Genomic DNA, 19,039 nt, shown 5'->3' on the forward strand with positions numbered 1-19,039 from the left:
GCCCCGGGGGGGGGGGGGGGGGGGCCCCGCCCCCGGCGGGGCGGGGGGGCGCGGGGGGGGGGGGCCCCCCCCCCCGAGCCCCAGACTGTTCTCCAGCTACTGGACCGAGGCGGGTCGCCTGCCGACATGGCTCAAGCCCTACCAGACTCCCGGCTTTTTCGAGCATCTGCTGGGCAAGGAGGACAAACACTTTCTGGTAGCCCGTCACCCCTCTGGCGAGGGGCTGCTCTATCTGGTGTTCAACGACGATGCCGACGACTACCTCGATCCCTATGAAGACAAGCTGCGCACCGCAACCTGGCTGATCGGGCTGGTGCTACTGCTCAGTTCGCTGGGCTTCGGTATCTGGCTGGTGCGCCATATCACAGGGCCGCTGCAACGGCTGCAACAGAGGGTCGCCCACCTCACCCCGGATCAGGCGGATTTCGAGCCCGACGCCCCCTGGCAGGAGCTGCGGGATATCGAGCTGGCGCTGCTGGCCGGCAAGCAGGAGGTGAGCGCAGTGTTCGCTCGCGAGCAGGAGTTCAGCCGCTTCGCCAGCCACGAGCTGCGCACCCCCAACATGGTGATCCAGGGCTCGGCGGCCCTGCTCGGCAAGGTGACGGACTTGCCCGCACCGGCCGCCCGCGCCACCACCCGCATCCGCGCCGCCGCCGACGAGATGGCGCTGCTCACCGAGACCTTCCTGCTGCTGGGCCGCAAGGAGGCGGTGGAGCGGCCGCTGCAGCAGGTGACCCCGCTGATCCGTCAGGAGCTGGCCCGCCTCGCTCCGCTGTTGCAGCGGGAGGCCCTCGATATCCGGCTTAATCTGGACGAGAGCAGCGAAGTAAACGCCCCCCTCTCCCTGCTCGCCATCGCCCTCGGCAACCTGCTGAAAAATGCCCTGAGCTATGCCGAGGGACATATCGACATCGAGCTCTGTGGCCCGGTACTCACCATCAGCAACCCGACGGCAGCTGCACCGGATCAGATCCTCGGCTACGGCTGTGGCCTCACCATCATTCAGCGCATCTGCGAGAAGCTGGGCTGGCAGATCGACACCCGGCTCGAGGATGGCGTATTTAGCGCCCGGCTGGCGATGATCACTGCCGAACAGTTCCCTCTCCCTTTGGGAGAGGGCTAGGGTGAGGGAACTGCGGCACCAGCCAGATAGCAACAAGGCGCCCGAGGGCGCCCTGTTTTTATCTGACGGCTGCAAGCCCGCGGTTCACTCCGCCGGTTTGTTCTTGCGGCTCGCCTTGAGTTCGAGGAACTCGATGATCTTGCCGGCCACATCCTTGCCGGAGGCGGCTTCCACCCCTTGCAATCCGGGGGAGGAGTTGACCTCCAGCACCAGCGGACCACGGGCGCTGCGCAGGATATCCACCCCCGCCACATCCAGCCCCATGATCTTGGCGGCCTGCACGGCGGTAGCCCGCTCTTCCGGAGTGATCTTGATCGCCTCGGCGGTGCCGCCACGGTGCAGGTTGGAGCGAAACTCCCCCGGCTGGGCCTGACGGCGCATGGCGGCAACCACCTTGCCGTTGACCACCAGACAGCGGATATCAGCGCCATTGGCCTCGCGGATATACTCCTGCACCAGAATGTTGTTGTTGGTCTGGATAAAGGCTTCGATCACGCTCTCGGCGGCTTTCTGGGTCTCGCAGAGCACCACGCCAATCCCCTGGGTTCCCTCCAGCAGCTTCACCACCAGCGGCGCCCCGCCTACCATGGTGATGAGGTCGGGCACATCGTGGGTGCTGTGGGCATAACCTGTGATGGGCAACCCAACCCCGTGACGGGAGAGCAGCTGCATCGCCCGCAGCTTGTCGCGGGAACGGCTGATGGCCACCGAGCTGTTGAGGGCCATGGTGTTCATCATCTCGAACTGGCGCAGCACGGCGGTACCGTAGGCGGTAATGCTGGCCCCGATCCGCGGGATCACGGCGTCATAGCTTCCCAGCTCCCCACCCTCGTAGTGAATGGAGGGGTTGTGGGAAGCGATATTCATATAGCAGCGCAGGGTGTCGAGCACCTCTACCTGATGACCGCGCGCCTGTGCCACCTCGACCAGACGGCGGGTGGAGTAGTTTTTCGGCTCACGGGATAAAATGGCAATCTTCATGGAAATGACAGACCTGATAATCGGGCTGGAGAGTATAAAGTGCCACGGAGTGCTGACAACGCCAATCCTTTCCCCTCACCATTCGCCTTTTTGCAATCACCCTCCTGAAGGAGTCAATGAGGCCCGCGTAACTGCTGTTGCAGGGTGAGCAACAGGGTGACCTCTTGCAACCGGCGCGCCGTGGCCCCGCGCCACCCCTCAACAGGCAGGGGGGCCAGCAGGGTTTGCGCGATGCAATCGCGATAGAGGGGTCCCTCATGTTGCCACTGCAGCACCCCTGCCGCCCCGAGCTCGCTCTGGCCGCCATCGTTATTGGCTCCGGACTGGTAATAGCGCAGCCACTCCAGATTGCCGCAGCGAAACAGTTCAACACGCCGCCCATCCTTGAGGTGCAGCACCAGACCCTTGCGCTCGATACCCGGCCCGGCGTACTTGTCGAGCCAGAGGGTCAGGGGAACGCCGCAGGCGTCGCCACGCAGGCAGGCACGCCCCTCAGCGCTCTCCAGATCGCCACGAGCAATGGGCTGACCAAGCCGATCGACCACCCCCTCTGCGACCAGCGTCAGCCGGTCATCACCGCCGAGGGCGACCAGCAGCTCGCGGATCATCGCCAGCAAGTGGGTGCCGATATCGAGGATCACCCCGTCCGGGTGACGCAATACCCGCTGATCCGGCTCGCCGGTGGCGAAGTTGAGGGCATAGGGACGCCCCTCGCCATCAATGCCGCACGGCTCCAGCAAGAAGCCCTCGACCGAAGCGACCTCTGCCAGCGTGGCAGGCACAATGGCACCAGACGGTGGAACATGGGATTGATAATGTGGCTGCCAGCTGGCATCCAGCCCGCCGCCGAGCAGCCGCTGAACGGCGTTGCGGGCCATCCAGTGATCGAGCGCCAGCACCCGGGCGGCGATCTGCGGATCGGCCAACAGCTGTTGTAGCCTCGCCTGCTGAGCCAGTGTCGCCACGACCGGCTTCTCCACCAGGATCAGGGGGATCGCGCTCGCCAGCACCTGCTCCAGCACCGGCAGATGCAGCAGAGAGGGAGTGGCAATCACCAGCCGATCGAGGGGCTGTGCCAGCAGAGCCTCAAGGGTCGACAGCGAGGTCACCCCCGACAAGCTGCGGGCAGGGTCGAAACCCCACACCTGTACCTCGTCACTCAGGGCATTCAATGCTGGCAGATAGGCGGTCTCGACCACTGCCCCCAAACCGACAAAACCAATCTTCATTTTTACCTCAATTGAGATTAGGGGCGAGCCAGCGTTCGGCCTCTGCCAATGTCATCCCCTTGCGAACAGCGTAATCTTCCACCTGATCTTGCTGGATCTGCGCCACCGCGAAGTATTTGCTCTCGGGATGGGAGAAGTACCAGCCGGACACCGCCGCCCCCGGCCACATGGCGTAGGATTCGGTGAGCTGCATGCCGATAGCCTGCTCCACCTCTAGCAGCTCCCAGATGCTCCCCTTCTCGGTGTGCTCCGGGCAGGCCGGATAACCGGGCGCCGGACGGATGCCCTGATAGTTTTCGCGGATCAGCTCCTCGTTGCTGAGGGCCTCGTCGGGGGCATAACCCCAATGTACCTTGCGCACCTGCTCGTGCAGATACTCGGCAAACGCCTCGGCCAGACGGTCGCACACCGCCTGAATAAGGATGGCGTTGTAGTCATCGTGCTGCGCCTTGTAGGCCTTGGCGATGGCCTCCTCACCGATACCGCCGGTCACCGCGAAGGCGCCGATCCAGTCCGGTTTGCCACTCTCTTTCGGTGCCACATAGTCCGCCAGACAGTAGTTGGGGAAGCCCTGCTTCTCGCTCTGCTGGCGCAGGTGGTGCAGCACCTTGATGACCTCGGTGCGCGACTCGTCGCTGTAGACCTCGATGCTATCCCCCACCCCATTGGCCGGGAACAGGCCGATCACCCCGGCGCAGCGCACGCTTTGATCCTTTTCCAGCTGGTCCAGCATGGCGTTGGCATCGGCAAACAGCCTGGTCGCCTCCTCGCCGATGATCTCGTCTTCGAGGATGCGCGGATACTTGCCCGCCAGCTCCCAGCTGAGGAAGAACGGCGTCCAGTCGATGTAGGGGCGCAGCACCGAAATGGCCACATCTTCGAACTTCTGCACCCCGAGCTCGCGGGGCTTCGGCGGCTGGTAGCCAACCCAGTCCAGCTGGTGCCGGTTGGCGCGGGCATGAGCCAGACTGACCGGACGGGAGCGCGGCTGCTTGCGGGCATGCTGATCCCGGGCAATCTCGTACTCCTTGTCGATGCGGGCGACAAACGCCTCCTTCAGATCCGGGCTGAGCAGGCTCTGGGCCACCCCCACCGCGCGGGAGGCGTTGGAGACATAGACCACAGGCTCCGAGTAGTTCTGCTCGATCTTCACCGCAGTGTGGGCCTTGGAGGTGGTGGCACCGCCGATCAGCAGCGGCAGCTTGAAGCCCTGACGCTCCATCTCTTTGGCCACGTGCACCATCTCGTCCAGCGACGGGGTGATGAGGCCCGACAACCCGATGATATCGGCGCCGACCTCACGCGCCGTTTTGAGAATCGTCTCGCAGGAGACCATGACTCCGAGGTCGACAATCTCGAAGTTGTTGCACTGCAGCACCACCCCGACGATGTTCTTGCCGATGTCGTGCACGTCCCCCTTCACGGTCGCCAGCACGATTTTGCCGTTGCTGGAGCCACCCGACTTTTCCGCCTCGATATAGGGCTGCAGATAGGCCACCGCCCGCTTCATCACCCGCGCCGATTTCACCACCTGCGGCAGGAACATCTTGCCCGCGCCGAACAGGTCGCCGACCACGTTCATGCCATCCATCAACGGCCCTTCGATGACGTGCAGCGGCTTCTCCGCGCCAGCGCGTGCCTCTTCGGTATCCTCTTCGATAAAGTCGGTGATCCCCTTGACCAGTGCGTGCTCCAGCCGCTTGCCCACCGGCCAGCTGCGCCACTCCTGATCCCGCGGATCCTCCGCCTGGGCACCGGCTCCGCGATACTTCTCGGCGATGGCCAGCAGCTCTTCGGTGGCATTGTCATTGAGGTTGAGCACCACCGCCTCGACCTTCTCTTTCAGCTCCGCCGGAATGTCTTCATAGATGGCGAGCTGACCGGCGTTGACGATCCCCATGTCCATACCGTTCTTGATGGCGTGGTAGAGGAAGACGGCGTGAATGGCTTCGCGCACCGGCTCGTTGCCGCGAAACGAAAACGAGACGTTGGAGACGCCGCCGGAGATCATCGCGTGGGGCAGGTGCGTTTTGATGTCCTTCACCGCCTCGATAAAGTCCACCGCGTAGTTGTTGTGCTCGTCGATGCCGGTCGCCACCGCGAAGATGTTGGGGTCGAAGATGATGTCTTCCGGCGGGAAACCGACCTGATCCACCAGGATCCGGTAGGCGCGCTGGCAGATCTCGAACTTGCGGGCGCGGGTATCGGCCTGCCCCACCTCATCGAACGCCATCACGATGACGGCGGCACCGTAGCGACGCAGCAATCTGGCCTGCTGGATAAACTTCTCCTCCCCCTCTTTCATGGAGATGGAGTTGACCACCGGCTTGCCCTGCACGCACTTGAGGCCCGCTTCCAGCACCTCCCACTTGGAGGAGTCGATCATCACCGGCACCCGGGCGATATCCGGCTCACCGGCGATGAGGTTGAGGAAGCGCACCATGGCCGCTTCGGCGTCCAGCATCCCCTCGTCCATGTTGATATCGATGATCTGGGCGCCGTTCTCCACCTGCTGCTTGGCGACGTCGAGCGCCTCGTCGTAGAGCCCCTCCTTGATCAGCCGCTTGAACTTGGCCGAACCGGTGACGTTGGTGCGCTCCCCCACGTTCACGAACATGGATTCGGGGGTGATGATCAGCGGCTCAAGGCCCGACAGACGACAGGCCACCGGCAGCTCGGGCAGCACTCGGGGTTTGATGCCTGCCACGGCATCCGCCATGGCGCGAATATGGGTCGGGGTGGTACCGCAACAGCCGCCGACCAGGTTGAGGAAGCCGCTTTGGGCCCACTCGCGGATATGCTCCGCCATCTCGACGGCATCGAGGTCGTACTCACCGAACGCATTGGGCAGACCGGCGTTGGGGTGGGCACTGACATGGGTCTCGCTGATACGAGACAGCTCTTCCACATACTGACGAAGCTCATCGGGTCCCAGCGCACAGTTGAGGCCGAAGGAGACCGGTTTGACGTGGCGCAGCGAGTGATAAAAGGCTTCCGTGGTCTGGCCGGAGAGGGTGCGGCCGGAGGCATCGGTAATGGTGCCGGAGATCATCACCGGCAGGCTGTAGCCCAGCGCCTCGAACACCCCTTCCACCGCGAAGGCGGCGGCCTTGGCGTTGAGGGTATCGAAGATGGTCTCGATCAGGATGATGTCGGCGCCGCCCTCGATCAGAGCGTGGGTCGATTCGGTGTAGGCGGCCACCAGCTGGTCATAGGTGACGTTGCGCTTGCCGGGATCGTTCACATCCGGCGAGATGGAGGCGGTGCGGTTGGTGGGGCCCAACACCCCTGCCACGAAACGCGGCTTGGCGGGATCTTTTGCCGTCCACTCGTCTGCCACGGCGCGGGCCAGCCGGGCAGCTTCACGGTTGATCTCGGCCGAGAATTCTTCCATCTCGTAATCGGCCATGGCGATGCGAGTGGCGTTGAAGGTGTTGGTCTCGAGAATGTCGGCCCCGGCAGCGCAATACTGCTCGTGGATCTCGCGGATCACCGCCGGACGAGTCAGCACCAGCAGATCGTTGTTGCCCTTGATGTCGGTATGCCAGTCGGCGAACCGTTCACCCCGATAATCCGCTTCCCCCAGCTTGTAGCCCTGGATCATGGTGCCCATGGCCCCGTCGATGATCAGGATCCGCTCCCGGAGGCAGGCTTCCAGCTTCTTTGTTACGTCCGACGGCTTGCTCGGCTCTCTGCTCGACATTACGTTCGACACCGCGTATTCCTCTTACATCCATGCAACTGCGTAAACAGTATCCTAACAGCAAACAAATAAAATGGAAATCTAGCCGTCTATCAGTCCAAACACATCACCATATACTCATTTATGGGTAATGAGTAACATAGGGCCCGAGAGTAACCTATGCCCGTCCTGCATAGGGATACGTGCTTGCTGTCTACCAACGAGAAAAAAATAACTATGAGCGTCTACTACACACTCTGTTTTCTGGCAGCGCTGGCGATTTTTATCGCCTTTGCCAACCAGTATGTTGTGAAGATCCAGACCACCATCGCCATTACTGCGGGCTCCATGCTGATCTCCGCGCTGCTGGTGCTGTTTGGCAAACTGGGTTGGTTCAACCTGGAACCTCTTGCCGTCAAGACCATGGAGAGCATCGACTTCCAGAACTTCCTGCTGAAGGGGATCCTGGGCTTCCTGCTGTTCGCCGGTGGCCTTGGCATCAACCTCAAGGCGCTGCGTAGCCAGAAGTGGGAGATCACCATTCTCTCTATCGTGGCCACCCTGCTTTCGACCTTCCTTATCGGCTACGGCTTCTGGTTTATCGCCAAGCTGCTGGGCTGGGAGTTGCCGCTGGTCTACTGCATGCTGTTCGGCGCGCTGATCTCCCCCACTGACCCGATTGCCGTACTGGCCATCGTCAAGAAGATGAAAGCGCCACCCCAGATCGCCATCCAGATCGAAGGGGAATCCCTGTTCAACGACGGTGTTGGCCTCGTCATCTTCGCTACCGTGTTTGCCGTCGCCTTTGGCGGTGTCGAGCCCACCTTCGGTAGCGTGGCCGGTCTGTTCCTGCACGAAGCCCTCGGTGGCATCCTGTTCGGCGCCGTGCTGGGCCTCATCGCCCACGTGATGATCAGCGCCACCGATGACGGTTCATTGGAGCTGCTGCTGACCCTCTGCATCCCGACCGCCGGTTTTGCTTTTGCCAACATGATCGGCGTCTCCGGCGCACTGGCCATGGTGGTCACCGGCATCATGATCGGCAACTGGACCCGTCACTCCGGCTTCTCCGAACAGAGCAGCCATCACCTGGATCACTTCTGGGAGTTGATGGACCAGTTCCTCAACGCCCTGCTGTTCCTGCTGATCGGTCTGGCGCTGGTACTGCTGGATCTCGCCTGGCGTGACTGGATCCTGCTGGTCATTGCGGTGCCGCTCTGCCTGGGCGCCCGCTTTATCAGCGTGTCGCTGCCCTATGTGGCTTTCCGCCGATTCCGCAATTACAACACCTTCTCGGTGCGGATCCTCACCTGGGGTGGCCTGCGCGGTGGTCTGGCCATGGCGATGGCACTGGCACTCCCCTCCGGCGTCATGATGCTCCCAGAACACGGTGTCGACCTGCGGGAGGTCATCCTGGTGATGACCTACTCGGTGGTGATGTTCTCCATCGTGGTGCAAGGCATGACCATCACCCCGATGATCACTGCTGCCAAGAAGGCCTGTGGCGACTACTGAGTCGGCCCACTGTGCTGATCGCAGAATGAAAGAGGGCTCCCGTCGGGAGCCCTCTCTTTATGGCTGATAGCTGAGGATATTTGCGACTGAGCGAACCTTGATGACAAAGAGGAAAAGCGACCTTACTCCAGCATCTGCAAATTATTGTTTGCTTTTTATTCATTTCGAAGAGAGAATGCGCGCCGGCTAGTTAATCAGCCCTGTTTATGTTTGCCCTGCAATGCTTCACCTCACGATGAATCCTGCCAGTACCCGCATAACCTTCTTCTGATTTACTCGCCTTGAGAACCGTCAGGCTGTCTGCCTGCGTTGCCCGGCTCTCACGGTGCAGACCCGATCTGCCCACCCAATTTGATTTATGCATCAGCATATTCCTTGAAAGAGCAGACGCCCTTTAACCGGGCTGGGTATTCCTGCGCGCTTGTCGTTCACCCAATCGACCGCGCCCATTGACCTGACATTTGCCAATACAAGGAGCAAACACCTAATTTATATAGAGAAATACCATGATGAAAGCAGTACAAACACACAAGCCCCTGCGTCGCAGCAAGCCCATCAACCTGCCTGTGCAAGAGCACGACAATGATGCGTTTCTGATCCAGTTCAGCACCCGCTTCAGCGGCGGTTTCGCCATCTCCTGTGATGGTATCGCTGGCGAGTTCTCCATCGAAGACCTCAACTGATCCTGCCTGCCCTCCGGCAGCGCCCGATGCAGACAGGCCGCAACTCACGGCGGCCTCTTTGCTTCTCTCACGCCTTTCGCCAGACCCAGGCCTCTTGCTTGTCACTCAGCCTGACAGCCACCTCGCCATTCGCTTTCCAGCTCTCTGACCTTGCTCACTGCTCCAGCAGCAGGCACTCATCGGCATCTTCGCTCAATTTGACCAGACGGCTGCGAACCAGCCCCAGTTTGGCCAACAGGCCAATGGATCGCTCGTTGCCCGGCGTGACGATGGCGACCACCGGCCCGATCCCCAACCGACTTTTGCCATCGGCAAGAGCGGCCTGCGCCGCTTCAATGGCGTAGCCCTGACCGCGATATTGCGGCAGGAAGGCGTAACCGATATCGACCTGCTCCAGGGTATCGCGCTTGATCAGGCCGCAGATACCGAGGCTAGCGCCATCATCCCTGCGTTCGACCAGATAGAGGCCGTGACCATAGCGGGCATAGCTGACCGCCGGCCCCTGCTGGATATACTCCTGCGCCTGTTCGAGGGTGCGAATACCCCGATCACCGATGTAACGATAAAAGTCGCCGTCATTGAGCAATTCAAGGATGAAGGGGGCGTCGGTGGCGATCATTTCGCGCAGGATCAGGCGGGAGGAGGCAATCATGGCAAGGGCTCTCAAACGGAAAGTGAAGGGCAAAGAGTGCCCCGTCACCTCCGGGCTGGCAAGCCTGTGGCGCCATCGGCCATGAAAAAGGGGCCGCGCTGCGACCCCTGACGACACGAGATTCACTGACTCAGGCTGCCAGCAACCCGGCATAGCCATTACCCTGTTCACGCAATGCGCTGAACTCGGCAGCGCAATCGGCCCAACTCAATCCCAAGGTCTCTGCCACCTTGTGAGGCCACTCGGGCGGCGCCTCTTCCCCCACATCAGACTGGGCCGCCAGCACAATGGCCAGATGAATGAGCCCTGCCTCGTTTGAAAATGCCTTGGCCTGCATGGGGTTGTAGTGATGCTCCACTGCATTGCTGATGGTCTCGGGGAACTTCCAGTAACGCGCCATGGCGGCCCCGACCTGGGCATAGTTAAAACCGACTACCAGCTCTTCTGCCTTGGCCCGCCCTTTATGCCGTTCCAAATCGTGAATATGGTTGACGGTATTTTCTGGCAACCCCACATGCATCACCAGGCGACCCAGATCGTAAAGCAGGGCACAGGTAAAAACCTCTTCCCCACTCATCCCCTTCTTCTTCGCCAGGCGACGGGCCAGTTCGGCCACATTGAATACACAGCCCCAGAAGTGCTTGAGATCGATCCCTGGTACCGCCTTGACTGATTCGGTGAGACCGCAAGCCAGTACCATGTTGCGCACCATCGCCAACCCCAGCCGCACCGCCGCCTCGTTGACGGTACCGATCTGACGACTGCTGCCAAATTTGGCCGAATTGGCCAGCCGTAGCAGCTTGGCAGAGATGACGGGGTCCTTGCTGATCAACTTGCTCACCTTGAGCAAGTCTGGCTCCTTTTCGTTAAAGGTCTGAATCAAATCTCGCATCACTTCCGGTATCTGTGGCAGCAGCTTGGGCTCGGCCAGCAGGGAATCTATCGTGGGCATAAGCGTGTCCATCCATGTTATCTGTGTTCCAACCTGTTTGCCTTGGCAAACTCCTCCTAATTATGGGTAACAAATGGCCTCCCCATCGGATTGTTTATTCGCAGCCTGTTCAAGGTGTTAGCCCCATTCAGGCTATACTGGCCGCCACATTCACTGTTGCGGATATCCCATGAACGACACTCAGGAATTTTTTGATGAAGACGCGCTGCTGGAGATGGTGGAGAACCAGCTCAACGACGGTCACCCGCCCCATGTGAAGGCGACCCTGATGCGACTGGTGATGAAGGGCACCCCGCGGGAAGAGGCACTGCAATATATCGCCTGCGCCCTAGGAGCCGAGCTGATGGCGATGGAGGCCGATCAGGGCCCCTTCAATCTGACCCGTTACTGCGAGTTCCTCGACAGCCTGCCCGAGATGCCGTGGGCAGACGAGTGACCCGAGCTGGATGACGGATGCAAAAAGGGCGGGTGCCAATGGCCCCGCCCTTTTGCATGGATCCACTCCGGATCAGAACTGGGAGTTGATGATCACCTCTTCCCCCAGTGCCCCTGCCAGCGGCAGTGGCCGATAGCTGGAGTTGGCGGCCCGCAGCAGACGGATGCCGCGAATGCCGACCTCCTGCGCCGCCTTGATATCCCCATCGGCGTCGCCGTAGAAGAGCCTCATCTGCTTATCCTTGAGCCACTGCACCTTGGTGTTCTGGCCCGGCTGATCACCGGCGAAGATCACCGGATTGAGCTGGTCGGCCGGAATATTCATGGTCTGCTGCAGAGTCTGGCTCACGGTTTCGGTCTTGGTGGCCGAACGGCCGGTGACGAAATAGATGTGGTCACCGCGCTTGAGATGCATGGCGATGAGCGCCTTGCCCACCTCTTTCGGCATGCTGAACGCATCCCAGCCATTGTTCATCTTCTCCCAGAAGGCGGGGTTCTTCAGATAGCTCTCGTCGTTGGGTGAGAACTCCTGCTTGCCGCGATAAAAACCCGGGCTGGAAAAGAGCAGGGTATCGTCGATATCAAACCCGACGGCCATCGGGGGCAGGCCATCCAGACTCTTGGCAATCTGCTCCACCGATACCCAGTGGATTGGCGCCTGCTGGGCCAGAATGACGGTGGTGACACCGGCAGGGATCGGCTGAACGGTAGCGGCTTGACCCGCGATGGCAGGCAGAGCGAGGGCAGCAGCCAGCAAGGAGGCAAGCAGCGCCGGACGAGAGAGGTGTTTCATAAGGCAGGTTGTCATCTTGAATCAAAAGAGGGGGCCAATAGTGCCCCCATCCCGCCTCTCAAATCTGTGAATGCTCCTGCAAAAGGGAGCATTTGACGCCCGATAATTAATCCTCGATTGGCAGCAGATCGGTAAAGACAAAGCCGTCGCGCAGCACTGTCTCGCCGACCCGAATGCCGAGCGGGCGGGAGAACATGGGGCCATCATAGGCCAGGGTGTGAAACTCGCCGTTCTCGCCACACGGATCGACCCCCTCCGGCAGCACCGCCAGCAGTGCCTCGTCAAAATCGTGACCACCCAGGCTGGCATCCAGCTTGTTCGGGTCGAGAGCACTGATCCGCGCCTTCAATCCAGCGGCCACCATCTGCGGCGCCAGTTCACGGGTATTACTGCCCCACAGCGGGAACAGTGGTTCGATGCCGGTGCCTGCCAGCTGCTTTTCACGGTAGGTGCGCACATCCTCAAGGAACAAGTCGCCAAAGGCCATATGGCGGATCCCTTGTGCCACCACATCGGCGATAAAGCCAGTCATGATGCGGGCGTAATCCTCGTTGCTGCAGGGCCAGGGCAGATCGATGGTAATGAGGGGCAGCCCGACGCAGGCGGCCTGCTCGGTCAACAGCTGCTTGCGCACCCCGTGCATCGCCACCCGCTCGAATGCCTGATTGAGGGTGGTAAACAGCCCCACCACCTCAATGGCGGGATCTTGCCGCAACTGATGCAGTGCCCATGCGCAATCCTTGCCGCTGCTCCAGGAGAGCAGTACCCGTTTCTTTTCCATCATTCCTCCGCCAGCGGGGCATTCGGATTGCCCCAAAAAGATGCAAGACAGTGTTGCGAATTGCGCGATTTACACACAAGAGGCAGGCAGCATACTCTCGATCACCTGTATATGCCCCTTGTCCGGGGTGACAATAACTAAAAAAATCGATGGGAAACATACGGATATGACCACGACCACACAACAGCACGATCACGCCCGCCCCCTCAATCGACAGGATTACAAAACCCTGAGTCTCGCTGCCCTCGGCGGCGCGCTTGAGTTTTACGACTTCATCATCTTCGTCTTCTTCGCCGTGGTCATCGGCGAGCTGTTCTTCCCGGCCGATATTCCCGAGTGGCTGCGCCAGTTCCAGACCTTCGGCATCTTCGCCGCCGGCTATCTGGCTCGTCCGCTCGGCGGCATCATCATGGCCCACTTTGGCGATCTCATCGGTCGCAAGCGGATGTTCACCCTCAGCATCATCATGATGGCGCTGCCGACCCTGTTGATCGGTCTGCTGCCCACCTATGCAGTGCTCGGCATCGGCGCACCCATCGCCCTGCTGGGACTGCGGATCCTGCAAGGCGCCGCCATCGGCGGTGAAGTGCCCGGCGCCTGGGTGTTTGTCGCTGAGCACGTCCCTGATCGTCGAGTCGGGGTCGCCTGTGGCACGCTCACGGCGGGATTGACGGCTGGCATCCTGCTTGGCTCCCTGATCGCCACTGCGGTCAACAAGAGCCTGACACCAGCCGAAGTGAGCGAGTGGGGCTGGCGAGTGCCCTTCCTGCTGGGCGGTATCTTCGGCATCGTCGCCATGTACCTGCGTCGCTGGTTGCACGAAACCCCGGTCTTCGCCGAGATGAAGGCCAACAAGACCCTGGCTGACGAGCTGCCCCTCAAGTCGGTGCTGCGCAACCACAAGAGCAGCGTGGTGGTCTCCATGCTGCTCACCTGGCTGCTCTCCGCCGGTATCGTGGTGGTGATCCTGATGACCCCCACCTATCTGCAGAAGGTCTATGGCATCAGCCCGGCTGATGCCCTGACCGCCAACTCGCTGGCCATCGTGGCCCTGACCCTAGGCTGTATCGTCTATGGTCGACTGATCGACCTGCTGGGCAGCGGTATCACCTTCATGCTCGGCGCCCTGCTGCTGGCGGGCTCCAGCTACGCCTTCTATCACGGTATGGCGGCCGGTACGAGCCAGCTGGTGCCGCTCTATATGCTGGCGGGCTTTGCGGTCGGGATTGTCGGTGCCGTGCCTTATGTGATGGTCAACGCCTTCCCGCCGGTGGTGCGCTTCTCCGGTCTGTCATTCTCCTACAACGTGGCCTACGCCATCTTCGGCGGCCTCACCCCGATGGCGGTGACCCTCTGGATGAAGAGCGACATGCTGGCCCCCTCCCACTATGTGGTGAGCCTGTCGGTGCTGGGTTTCGCCATCGGTCTCTGGCTCTGGTTCCAGCAACGGGCCATCCGGCAGCAGCAAGCGCCGCAAGCGGCCTGACCCGAACAACAAGCCCCGGCATCTGCCGGGGCTTTTTTGTACTGCTTATGTTCAGTTTCGCCAGCATAAGATAGCCTCCCTCTGGGGCCTGCCACCCTCATCGCCCCATGACGTCCAACTCTTTATCCGAGGCTCAAGATGTTCTTTCAGGTCGTATTACTCACCTTGCTGGCGCTGCTGCCCATGGTCAACCCGCCCACCACGGCCACCCTGCTGCTGGGACTGAGCAAGGGGATGTCGCGCGAACATGTGCGCCGTCAGGTCAATCTGGCCGCCATCTATCTGTTCTGTACCCTCTGCACCACCTTCTTTATCGGATCCTCGATCCTGGATCTGTTCGGGATCTCCATTCCGGGCTTGCGCCTGGCCGGTGGCCTCATCATCGGCTTTATCGGCTTTCGCATGCTGTTTCCGGCTCCCAGCCAGGCAAGCGGGGTCGACATCAACCAGAGCATCGCCTTCGTACCGCTCACCATGCCCAGCATGTGCGGACCGGGCACCATGGCGCTGGTAATAAGCGGGGCAGCCCAGATTGCCGAGCTGCCTGACGAGTACAACCGCCTCACCATCTACGCCGGTGTGGTAACGGCGTTTGCCCTGATGAGCCTGATCAGCTGGGGAGTATTGAAGCTGGCGGATCCGGTCTGTAAGATCCTGGGCGCCACCGGCATCGACGCCATGACCCGCATCATGGGCTTCCTGCTGGTCTGCATGGGTATTCAGTTTTGCATCAATGGCATCAAGGAAGTGGCACAGGATCCGGTCTTCCACGGCGGCCAGACCGTGCAAACCGCACCGGCGCTACCAAAGGCTTCCGGCACGTTTGATCAGTTGCCGCAGAAGCCCACCAGCTCTGATTGAAAACGGTATCAAAAAGTCCCTGACGATCTGCACTGATCTTGTTCCTGATCATGTTATTGACACACAAATGAGTTAGTTTGTTTTTCATACAGACTTTATTCAGATGGACGCTGATAGGTTTGTTGATGAATACCCACTCAACTTCAGGAGAGTATGCAGATGGACAAGATGCTGACCGAAATAGGGAGCCATAGCCTGTTTCACGAGTACCTGAACGTGGTTGGGATTGCGAGCCCATCCCTCGCCAAGATCGAGCAACGCTGGGAATATAAAGATCAAGAGCAGCTGGTTGCCAAAATCCAGATCGACAAACAGGGTAACGCTCGCTATTTCATCGACGCCCGCGCCATATCCGTCAACTGATACCGAATAACCCGCCAGCCCCGGTCCAACGACCGGGGCTTTTTGTTGTCAGCGATCCCGCGCTCAATCGCAAATCCCATCATTGTGCTGATGACAACCGACCGCCTCACCGTCTACTTTTTGTACAGTTCGCATTCAGCTCAACACAGCTATCTTGGCTAGCGAACACCCTTACTTCAGAAGAGTATCCCGATGACCAAGATGCTGACCGAAATTGGAAGCCATAGCCTGTTTCACGAGTACCTGAACGTACTCGGCATTGTCAACCCGGCCCTTGCCAAGGTAGAGCAACTGTGGGAACACAAGCAGCAAGAGAGGCTGATCGCCAAGATCCAGATCGATAAGCAGGGCAAGGCCCGTTACTTCATCGACGCCCGCGCCATCTCGGTCAACTGATACCGAATAATTCGCCAGCCCCGGTCCACTGACCGGGGCTTTTTGTTTTCAATGACTCCGAATAACAAAACCCCGGCACATGGCCGGGGTCTGCATATCGCCGGGTTACTACTCACTTCGCTTACTGGGTGCCACCCACGGTGAGCTGGTCCAGCTTGAGGGTGGGCTGGCCGACGCCGACCGGCACGCTCTGCCCCTCTTTTCCGCAGATACCGACTCCGCGATCCAGCGCAAGATCGCTACCCACCATGGAGACCTGGCTCATCGCCTCGGGGCCGTTGCCGATCAGGGTCGCGCCCTTGATGGGGGCGGTGATCTTGCCATCCTCGATGAGGTAGGCCTCGGAGGCGGAGAAGACAAACTTGCCGGAGGTGATATCCACCTGACCGCCACCGAAGTTGGGGGCATAAATGCCCTTCTTCACCGAGGCGATGATCTCCGTCGGATCATACTGACCCGCCAGCATGTAGGTATTGGTCATGCGCGGCATCGGCATGGCGGCGTAGGATTCGCGACGCCCGTTGCCTGTGAGCGGCACCCCCATCAGGCGAGCGTTCTGCTTGTCTTGCAGATAACCCTTGAGGATACCGTTCTCGATCAACACGTTGTAGCCGCCCGGCGTCCCCTCGTCATCGATGGAGACGGAGCCGCGCCGACCCGGCAGGGTGCCGTCATCGACGATGGTGCAGTGCTTGGAGGCCACCTGCTCGCCGATGCGGCCAGCAAACGCGGAAGAGCCCTTGCGGTTGAAGTCCCCCTCCAGACCATGACCTACAGCCTCGTGCAGCAGCACGCCGGGCCAGCCGGCGCCGAGCACCACCGGCATGGTACCGGCCGGTGCATCGATGGCTTCCAGGTTGACCAGCGCCTGACGCACCGCTTCACGCACATAGCCAAAGGCGCGGCTCTCCAGCCCGTCCAGTTCGAGGAACCAGTCGTAACCAAAGCGCCCGCCGCCACCGGCACTGCCACGCTCGCGGCGATCGCCCTTCTCGGCGATCACAGTCACCGACAGACGCACCAGCGGACGCACATCTGCGGCCAGGGTGCCGTCGGTGGCGGCCACCAGCACCTCTTCGTAGACGCCGCTGATGGAGGCCATCACCTGATTGATAGCGGGATCCAGACTTCTGGCGAACTTGTCCATCTGCTCCAGCAGGGCGATCTTCTGATGCTTGTCGAGGGTCTGCAGCGGATCCATGGCCGGATAGAGCAGGTTCGCTTCGGTGCGGGCCCACGCCTTCACCTTGCCGTGAGCACCGGCTGCGGCGATGCCGCGAGCGGCGGTCACCGACTGTTGCAGGGCCAGCAGGCTCAGCTCGTCCGAGTAGGCGAAGCCGGTCTTCTCGCCGCTGACGGCGCGCACCCCGACCCCCTGATCGATGTTGTAGCTGCCATCCTTGACGATGCCATCTTCCAGCATCCAGGACTCGTGCCAGCTGCGCTGGAAATAGAGATCGCCGAACTCAACCTGATGGCTCATCAGGCTGCCGAGCAGCTGCTGCAGGCGCCCTTCGTCGAGGTCGTTCGGGGCCAACAGGGAGGCACTAACCTGGCTCAATAGACTCAATCTTCTTCTCCACTCTCGCAGTGAGATGTCGTAACGGTTAATTCATCCGAGGTCACCCGGATCACCAAAACTCGCCGATGGGCAGACCAAGGTCGATTTTGACCTGCCCAAAATCAGACTCATTGGCCTTAGCGCGTGTTGACCAGAGTTGCAGCAGCACCCGCTTGCCTGCATCCGCACTGTTGATGGCCGTACTATCCAGGCTACCGCAGAGCAACACACCCGGTGCCTCGACCCACCCATACTGGCTATAAAATGGCACCAATTCTGGATCACAGGTGAAAATGCCAATATCAGCTCCCGAGTGGTTCATCCATGCGGTCGCCTCGGCCACAATGCGCCGCCCAAATCCCTTCCCTTGTAACCGCGGCTCACAAGCTACGCAACTTAAGCCCTGCGCCAAATAGACCTGCCCAGCCACCGTCACGCGCTGACTCAGGACAGCGCCATACGCCACAAGTTCGTCCCCATCTAGCAAGCGAAACGACACCGGGGAAAGATCGGGGTTATGCAGCGGAGTTATGCTGGCAACCTCGCTAGGCAACGGCGGCCAGACGCGATCCAGCAGGCCAATGACGGCCTCCTGCTGAGAGTGGCTCAAAGAGAGCCACTCTTGACTATCACACTGAATCACATTCACCCCAGATCCTCCACACCATCACAGCAGCCTGGCGTGTTGCAACACCGGCATGGTACGTTTCAATTCATCGATAAGCCCGGGCTCCATCTGCGCCAGCACGGTGCCGCACCCGCACTCTTTGCTCGCCAGCACCCGACCCCAGGGGTCGATCACCATGCTGTGGCCCCAGGTCTGGCGCCCCGTCTCGTGAGTGCCGCCCTGATTGGCAGCCACCACGTAACACTGGTTTTCGATGGCGCGAGCCCGCAGCAGCGGCTCCCAGTGCGCCTCGCCGGTCACGGCGGTAAAGGCGGCAGGCACCAGCAGCACGCGGGCACCGGCACGGGCCAACTGGCGGTAGAGCTCGGGAAAGCGCAAATCATAACAGATCGAGAGGCCAAGGGGACCAAAGGGAGAGTCCACCAACACAGGCTCCTCGCCGGGGCTGAAGGTCTCCGACTCACGGTAGCGACCGTGATTGTCCGCCACATCCACGTCGAACAGGTGGATCTTGTGGTAGTGGCCCCTGAGCTCACCGCTTGGATCAAACACCAGCGAGCTGGTGTGAATATGGTCAGAACCTGCGATGGTGGTCGGCATTCTTGTCGGCATGGCCCCGGCCACCAGCCAGATGCCGTAATCGCGTGCCCATTCAGCCAGTTGCTGCTGAATGGGCGTTGCTCCGCTCAGATCGGCGCTGGGATCGGAGCCGATTGCCTCGGCACCATCCAGATAGCCCTGTCGTTCGCCAAACAGGGCAAAGTTCTCCGGCAGCAGCACCAGCAGCGGCCGCTCTTTGGGCAAGGCCGCCAGTTCAGCGGCGATCTGCTCCCGGTTATCCTGCCAGTGACGGCCAGATACCAGCTGTATTGCGGCTAACCACATGTCTCTCTCCTTGAGCATGAGAAGGTTGCGGGC

At 60.7% G+C, this 19,039-nt stretch carries 18 protein-coding genes; 8 read left to right on the forward strand and 10 right to left on the reverse strand.

Annotated features, from left to right (window positions below):
* Positions 1–1,123: sensor histidine kinase (locus ACW5W8_RS11760; protein WP_498628053.1), on the forward strand; the 1,123-nt coding region annotated here is incomplete at its 5' end.
* An 84-nt stretch (positions 1,124–1,207) separates the two neighbouring features.
* Here ACW5W8_RS11760 and rimK read toward each other — a convergent pair.
* From rimK to metH, 3 genes are all read right to left on the reverse strand, one after another.
* Entirely contained in the window at positions 1,208–2,104 is an 897-nt protein-coding gene (gene rimK, locus ACW5W8_RS11765) for a 30S ribosomal protein S6--L-glutamate ligase (protein ID WP_338772831.1), read from the reverse strand.
* A 113-nt stretch (positions 2,105–2,217) separates the two neighbouring features.
* Positions 2,218–3,333 (reverse strand): Gfo/Idh/MocA family oxidoreductase, encoded by a 1,116-nt coding sequence (locus tag ACW5W8_RS11770; protein WP_498628056.1) that lies wholly within the window; start codon positions 3,331–3,333, stop codon positions 2,218–2,220.
* Between the two features lie 7 nt (positions 3,334–3,340).
* Positions 3,341–7,036 (reverse strand): methionine synthase, encoded by a 3,696-nt coding sequence (gene metH, locus ACW5W8_RS11775; RefSeq protein WP_498628100.1) that lies wholly within the window; start codon positions 7,034–7,036, stop codon positions 3,341–3,343.
* Between the two features lie 216 nt (positions 7,037–7,252).
* Between metH and ACW5W8_RS11780 the strand changes: the two genes are divergently transcribed.
* Together ACW5W8_RS11780 and ACW5W8_RS11785 are read left to right on the forward strand one after the other, a co-directional pair.
* Complete coding sequence (locus ACW5W8_RS11780; protein WP_498628057.1) at positions 7,253–8,530, forward strand: cation:proton antiporter; 1,278 nt, start codon at positions 7,253–7,255, stop codon at positions 8,528–8,530.
* Positions 8,531–9,036: 506 nt separating this feature from the next.
* Positions 9,037–9,213, forward strand: a complete 177-nt coding sequence (locus tag ACW5W8_RS11785) for a hypothetical protein (RefSeq protein ID WP_005340085.1) — start codon at positions 9,037–9,039, stop codon at positions 9,211–9,213.
* A gap of 154 nt (positions 9,214–9,367) precedes the next feature.
* On the opposite strand, the gene ACW5W8_RS11790 is transcribed toward ACW5W8_RS11785, so the two are convergent.
* Both ACW5W8_RS11790 and ACW5W8_RS11795 read right to left on the reverse strand, forming a co-directional pair.
* Positions 9,368–9,865, reverse strand: a complete 498-nt coding sequence (locus tag ACW5W8_RS11790; RefSeq protein WP_498628058.1) for a GNAT family N-acetyltransferase — start codon at positions 9,863–9,865, stop codon at positions 9,368–9,370.
* 130 nt (positions 9,866–9,995) lie between these two features.
* Positions 9,996–10,817, reverse strand: coding sequence for an HDOD domain-containing protein (locus ACW5W8_RS11795; protein ID WP_498628059.1), 822 nt, complete (start codon positions 10,815–10,817; stop codon positions 9,996–9,998).
* 169 nt (positions 10,818–10,986) lie between these two features.
* On the opposite strand from ACW5W8_RS11795, the gene ACW5W8_RS11800 reads away from it, so the two are divergent.
* Positions 10,987–11,253: a hypothetical protein gene (locus ACW5W8_RS11800; RefSeq protein ID WP_498628060.1), complete on the forward strand. Its 267-nt coding sequence runs from the start codon at positions 10,987–10,989 to the stop codon at positions 11,251–11,253.
* A gap of 72 nt (positions 11,254–11,325) precedes the next feature.
* On the opposite strand, the gene aphA is transcribed toward ACW5W8_RS11800, so the two are convergent.
* Positions 11,326–12,045, reverse strand: coding sequence for an acid phosphatase AphA (gene aphA, locus ACW5W8_RS11805; RefSeq protein WP_498628061.1), 720 nt, complete (start codon positions 12,043–12,045; stop codon positions 11,326–11,328).
* Between the two features lie 106 nt (positions 12,046–12,151).
* The gene (locus ACW5W8_RS11810) at positions 12,152–12,826 is read right to left on the reverse strand and encodes a Dph6-related ATP pyrophosphatase (protein WP_498628101.1); all 675 of its coding nucleotides are present in this window, start codon (positions 12,824–12,826) and stop codon (positions 12,152–12,154) included.
* A 166-nt stretch (positions 12,827–12,992) separates the two neighbouring features.
* Between ACW5W8_RS11810 and ACW5W8_RS11815 the strand changes: the two genes are divergently transcribed.
* The 4 genes from ACW5W8_RS11815 to ACW5W8_RS11830 all read left to right on the forward strand — a co-directional run bounded on the left by ACW5W8_RS11815 (position 12,993) and on the right by ACW5W8_RS11830 (position 15,932).
* Positions 12,993–14,312, forward strand: a complete 1,320-nt coding sequence (locus ACW5W8_RS11815) for an MFS transporter (protein ID WP_498628062.1) — start codon at positions 12,993–12,995, stop codon at positions 14,310–14,312.
* A 138-nt stretch (positions 14,313–14,450) separates the two neighbouring features.
* Complete coding sequence (locus ACW5W8_RS11820) at positions 14,451–15,173, forward strand: MarC family NAAT transporter (protein WP_498628063.1); 723 nt, start codon at positions 14,451–14,453, stop codon at positions 15,171–15,173.
* A 159-nt stretch (positions 15,174–15,332) separates the two neighbouring features.
* The gene (locus tag ACW5W8_RS11825; protein WP_005340062.1) at positions 15,333–15,536 is read left to right on the forward strand and encodes a hypothetical protein; all 204 of its coding nucleotides are present in this window, start codon (positions 15,333–15,335) and stop codon (positions 15,534–15,536) included.
* A 192-nt stretch (positions 15,537–15,728) separates the two neighbouring features.
* Positions 15,729–15,932 carry a hypothetical protein gene (locus ACW5W8_RS11830; protein ID WP_042057178.1) on the forward strand — a complete coding sequence of 68 codons (204 nt, stop codon included), beginning with the start codon at positions 15,729–15,731 and terminating at the stop codon, positions 15,930–15,932.
* 121 nt (positions 15,933–16,053) lie between these two features.
* On the opposite strand, the gene tldD is transcribed toward ACW5W8_RS11830, so the two are convergent.
* From tldD to ACW5W8_RS11845, 3 genes are all read right to left on the reverse strand, one after another.
* A complete protein-coding gene (gene tldD / locus ACW5W8_RS11835) occupies positions 16,054–17,502 on the reverse strand; it encodes a metalloprotease TldD (RefSeq protein ID WP_498628064.1) in 1,449 nt (482 codons plus the stop codon).
* 61 nt (positions 17,503–17,563) lie between these two features.
* On the reverse strand, positions 17,564–18,142 hold the full coding sequence (locus ACW5W8_RS11840; RefSeq protein ID WP_498628065.1) for a GNAT family N-acetyltransferase: 579 nt from the start codon (positions 18,140–18,142) through the stop codon (positions 17,564–17,566).
* An 18-nt stretch (positions 18,143–18,160) separates the two neighbouring features.
* Positions 18,161–19,006, reverse strand: a complete 846-nt coding sequence (locus ACW5W8_RS11845; RefSeq protein ID WP_498628066.1) for a carbon-nitrogen hydrolase family protein — start codon at positions 19,004–19,006, stop codon at positions 18,161–18,163.
* Between the last annotated feature and the right edge of the window lie 33 nt (positions 19,007–19,039).

The organism is Aeromonas aquatilis (assembly GCF_054052405.1).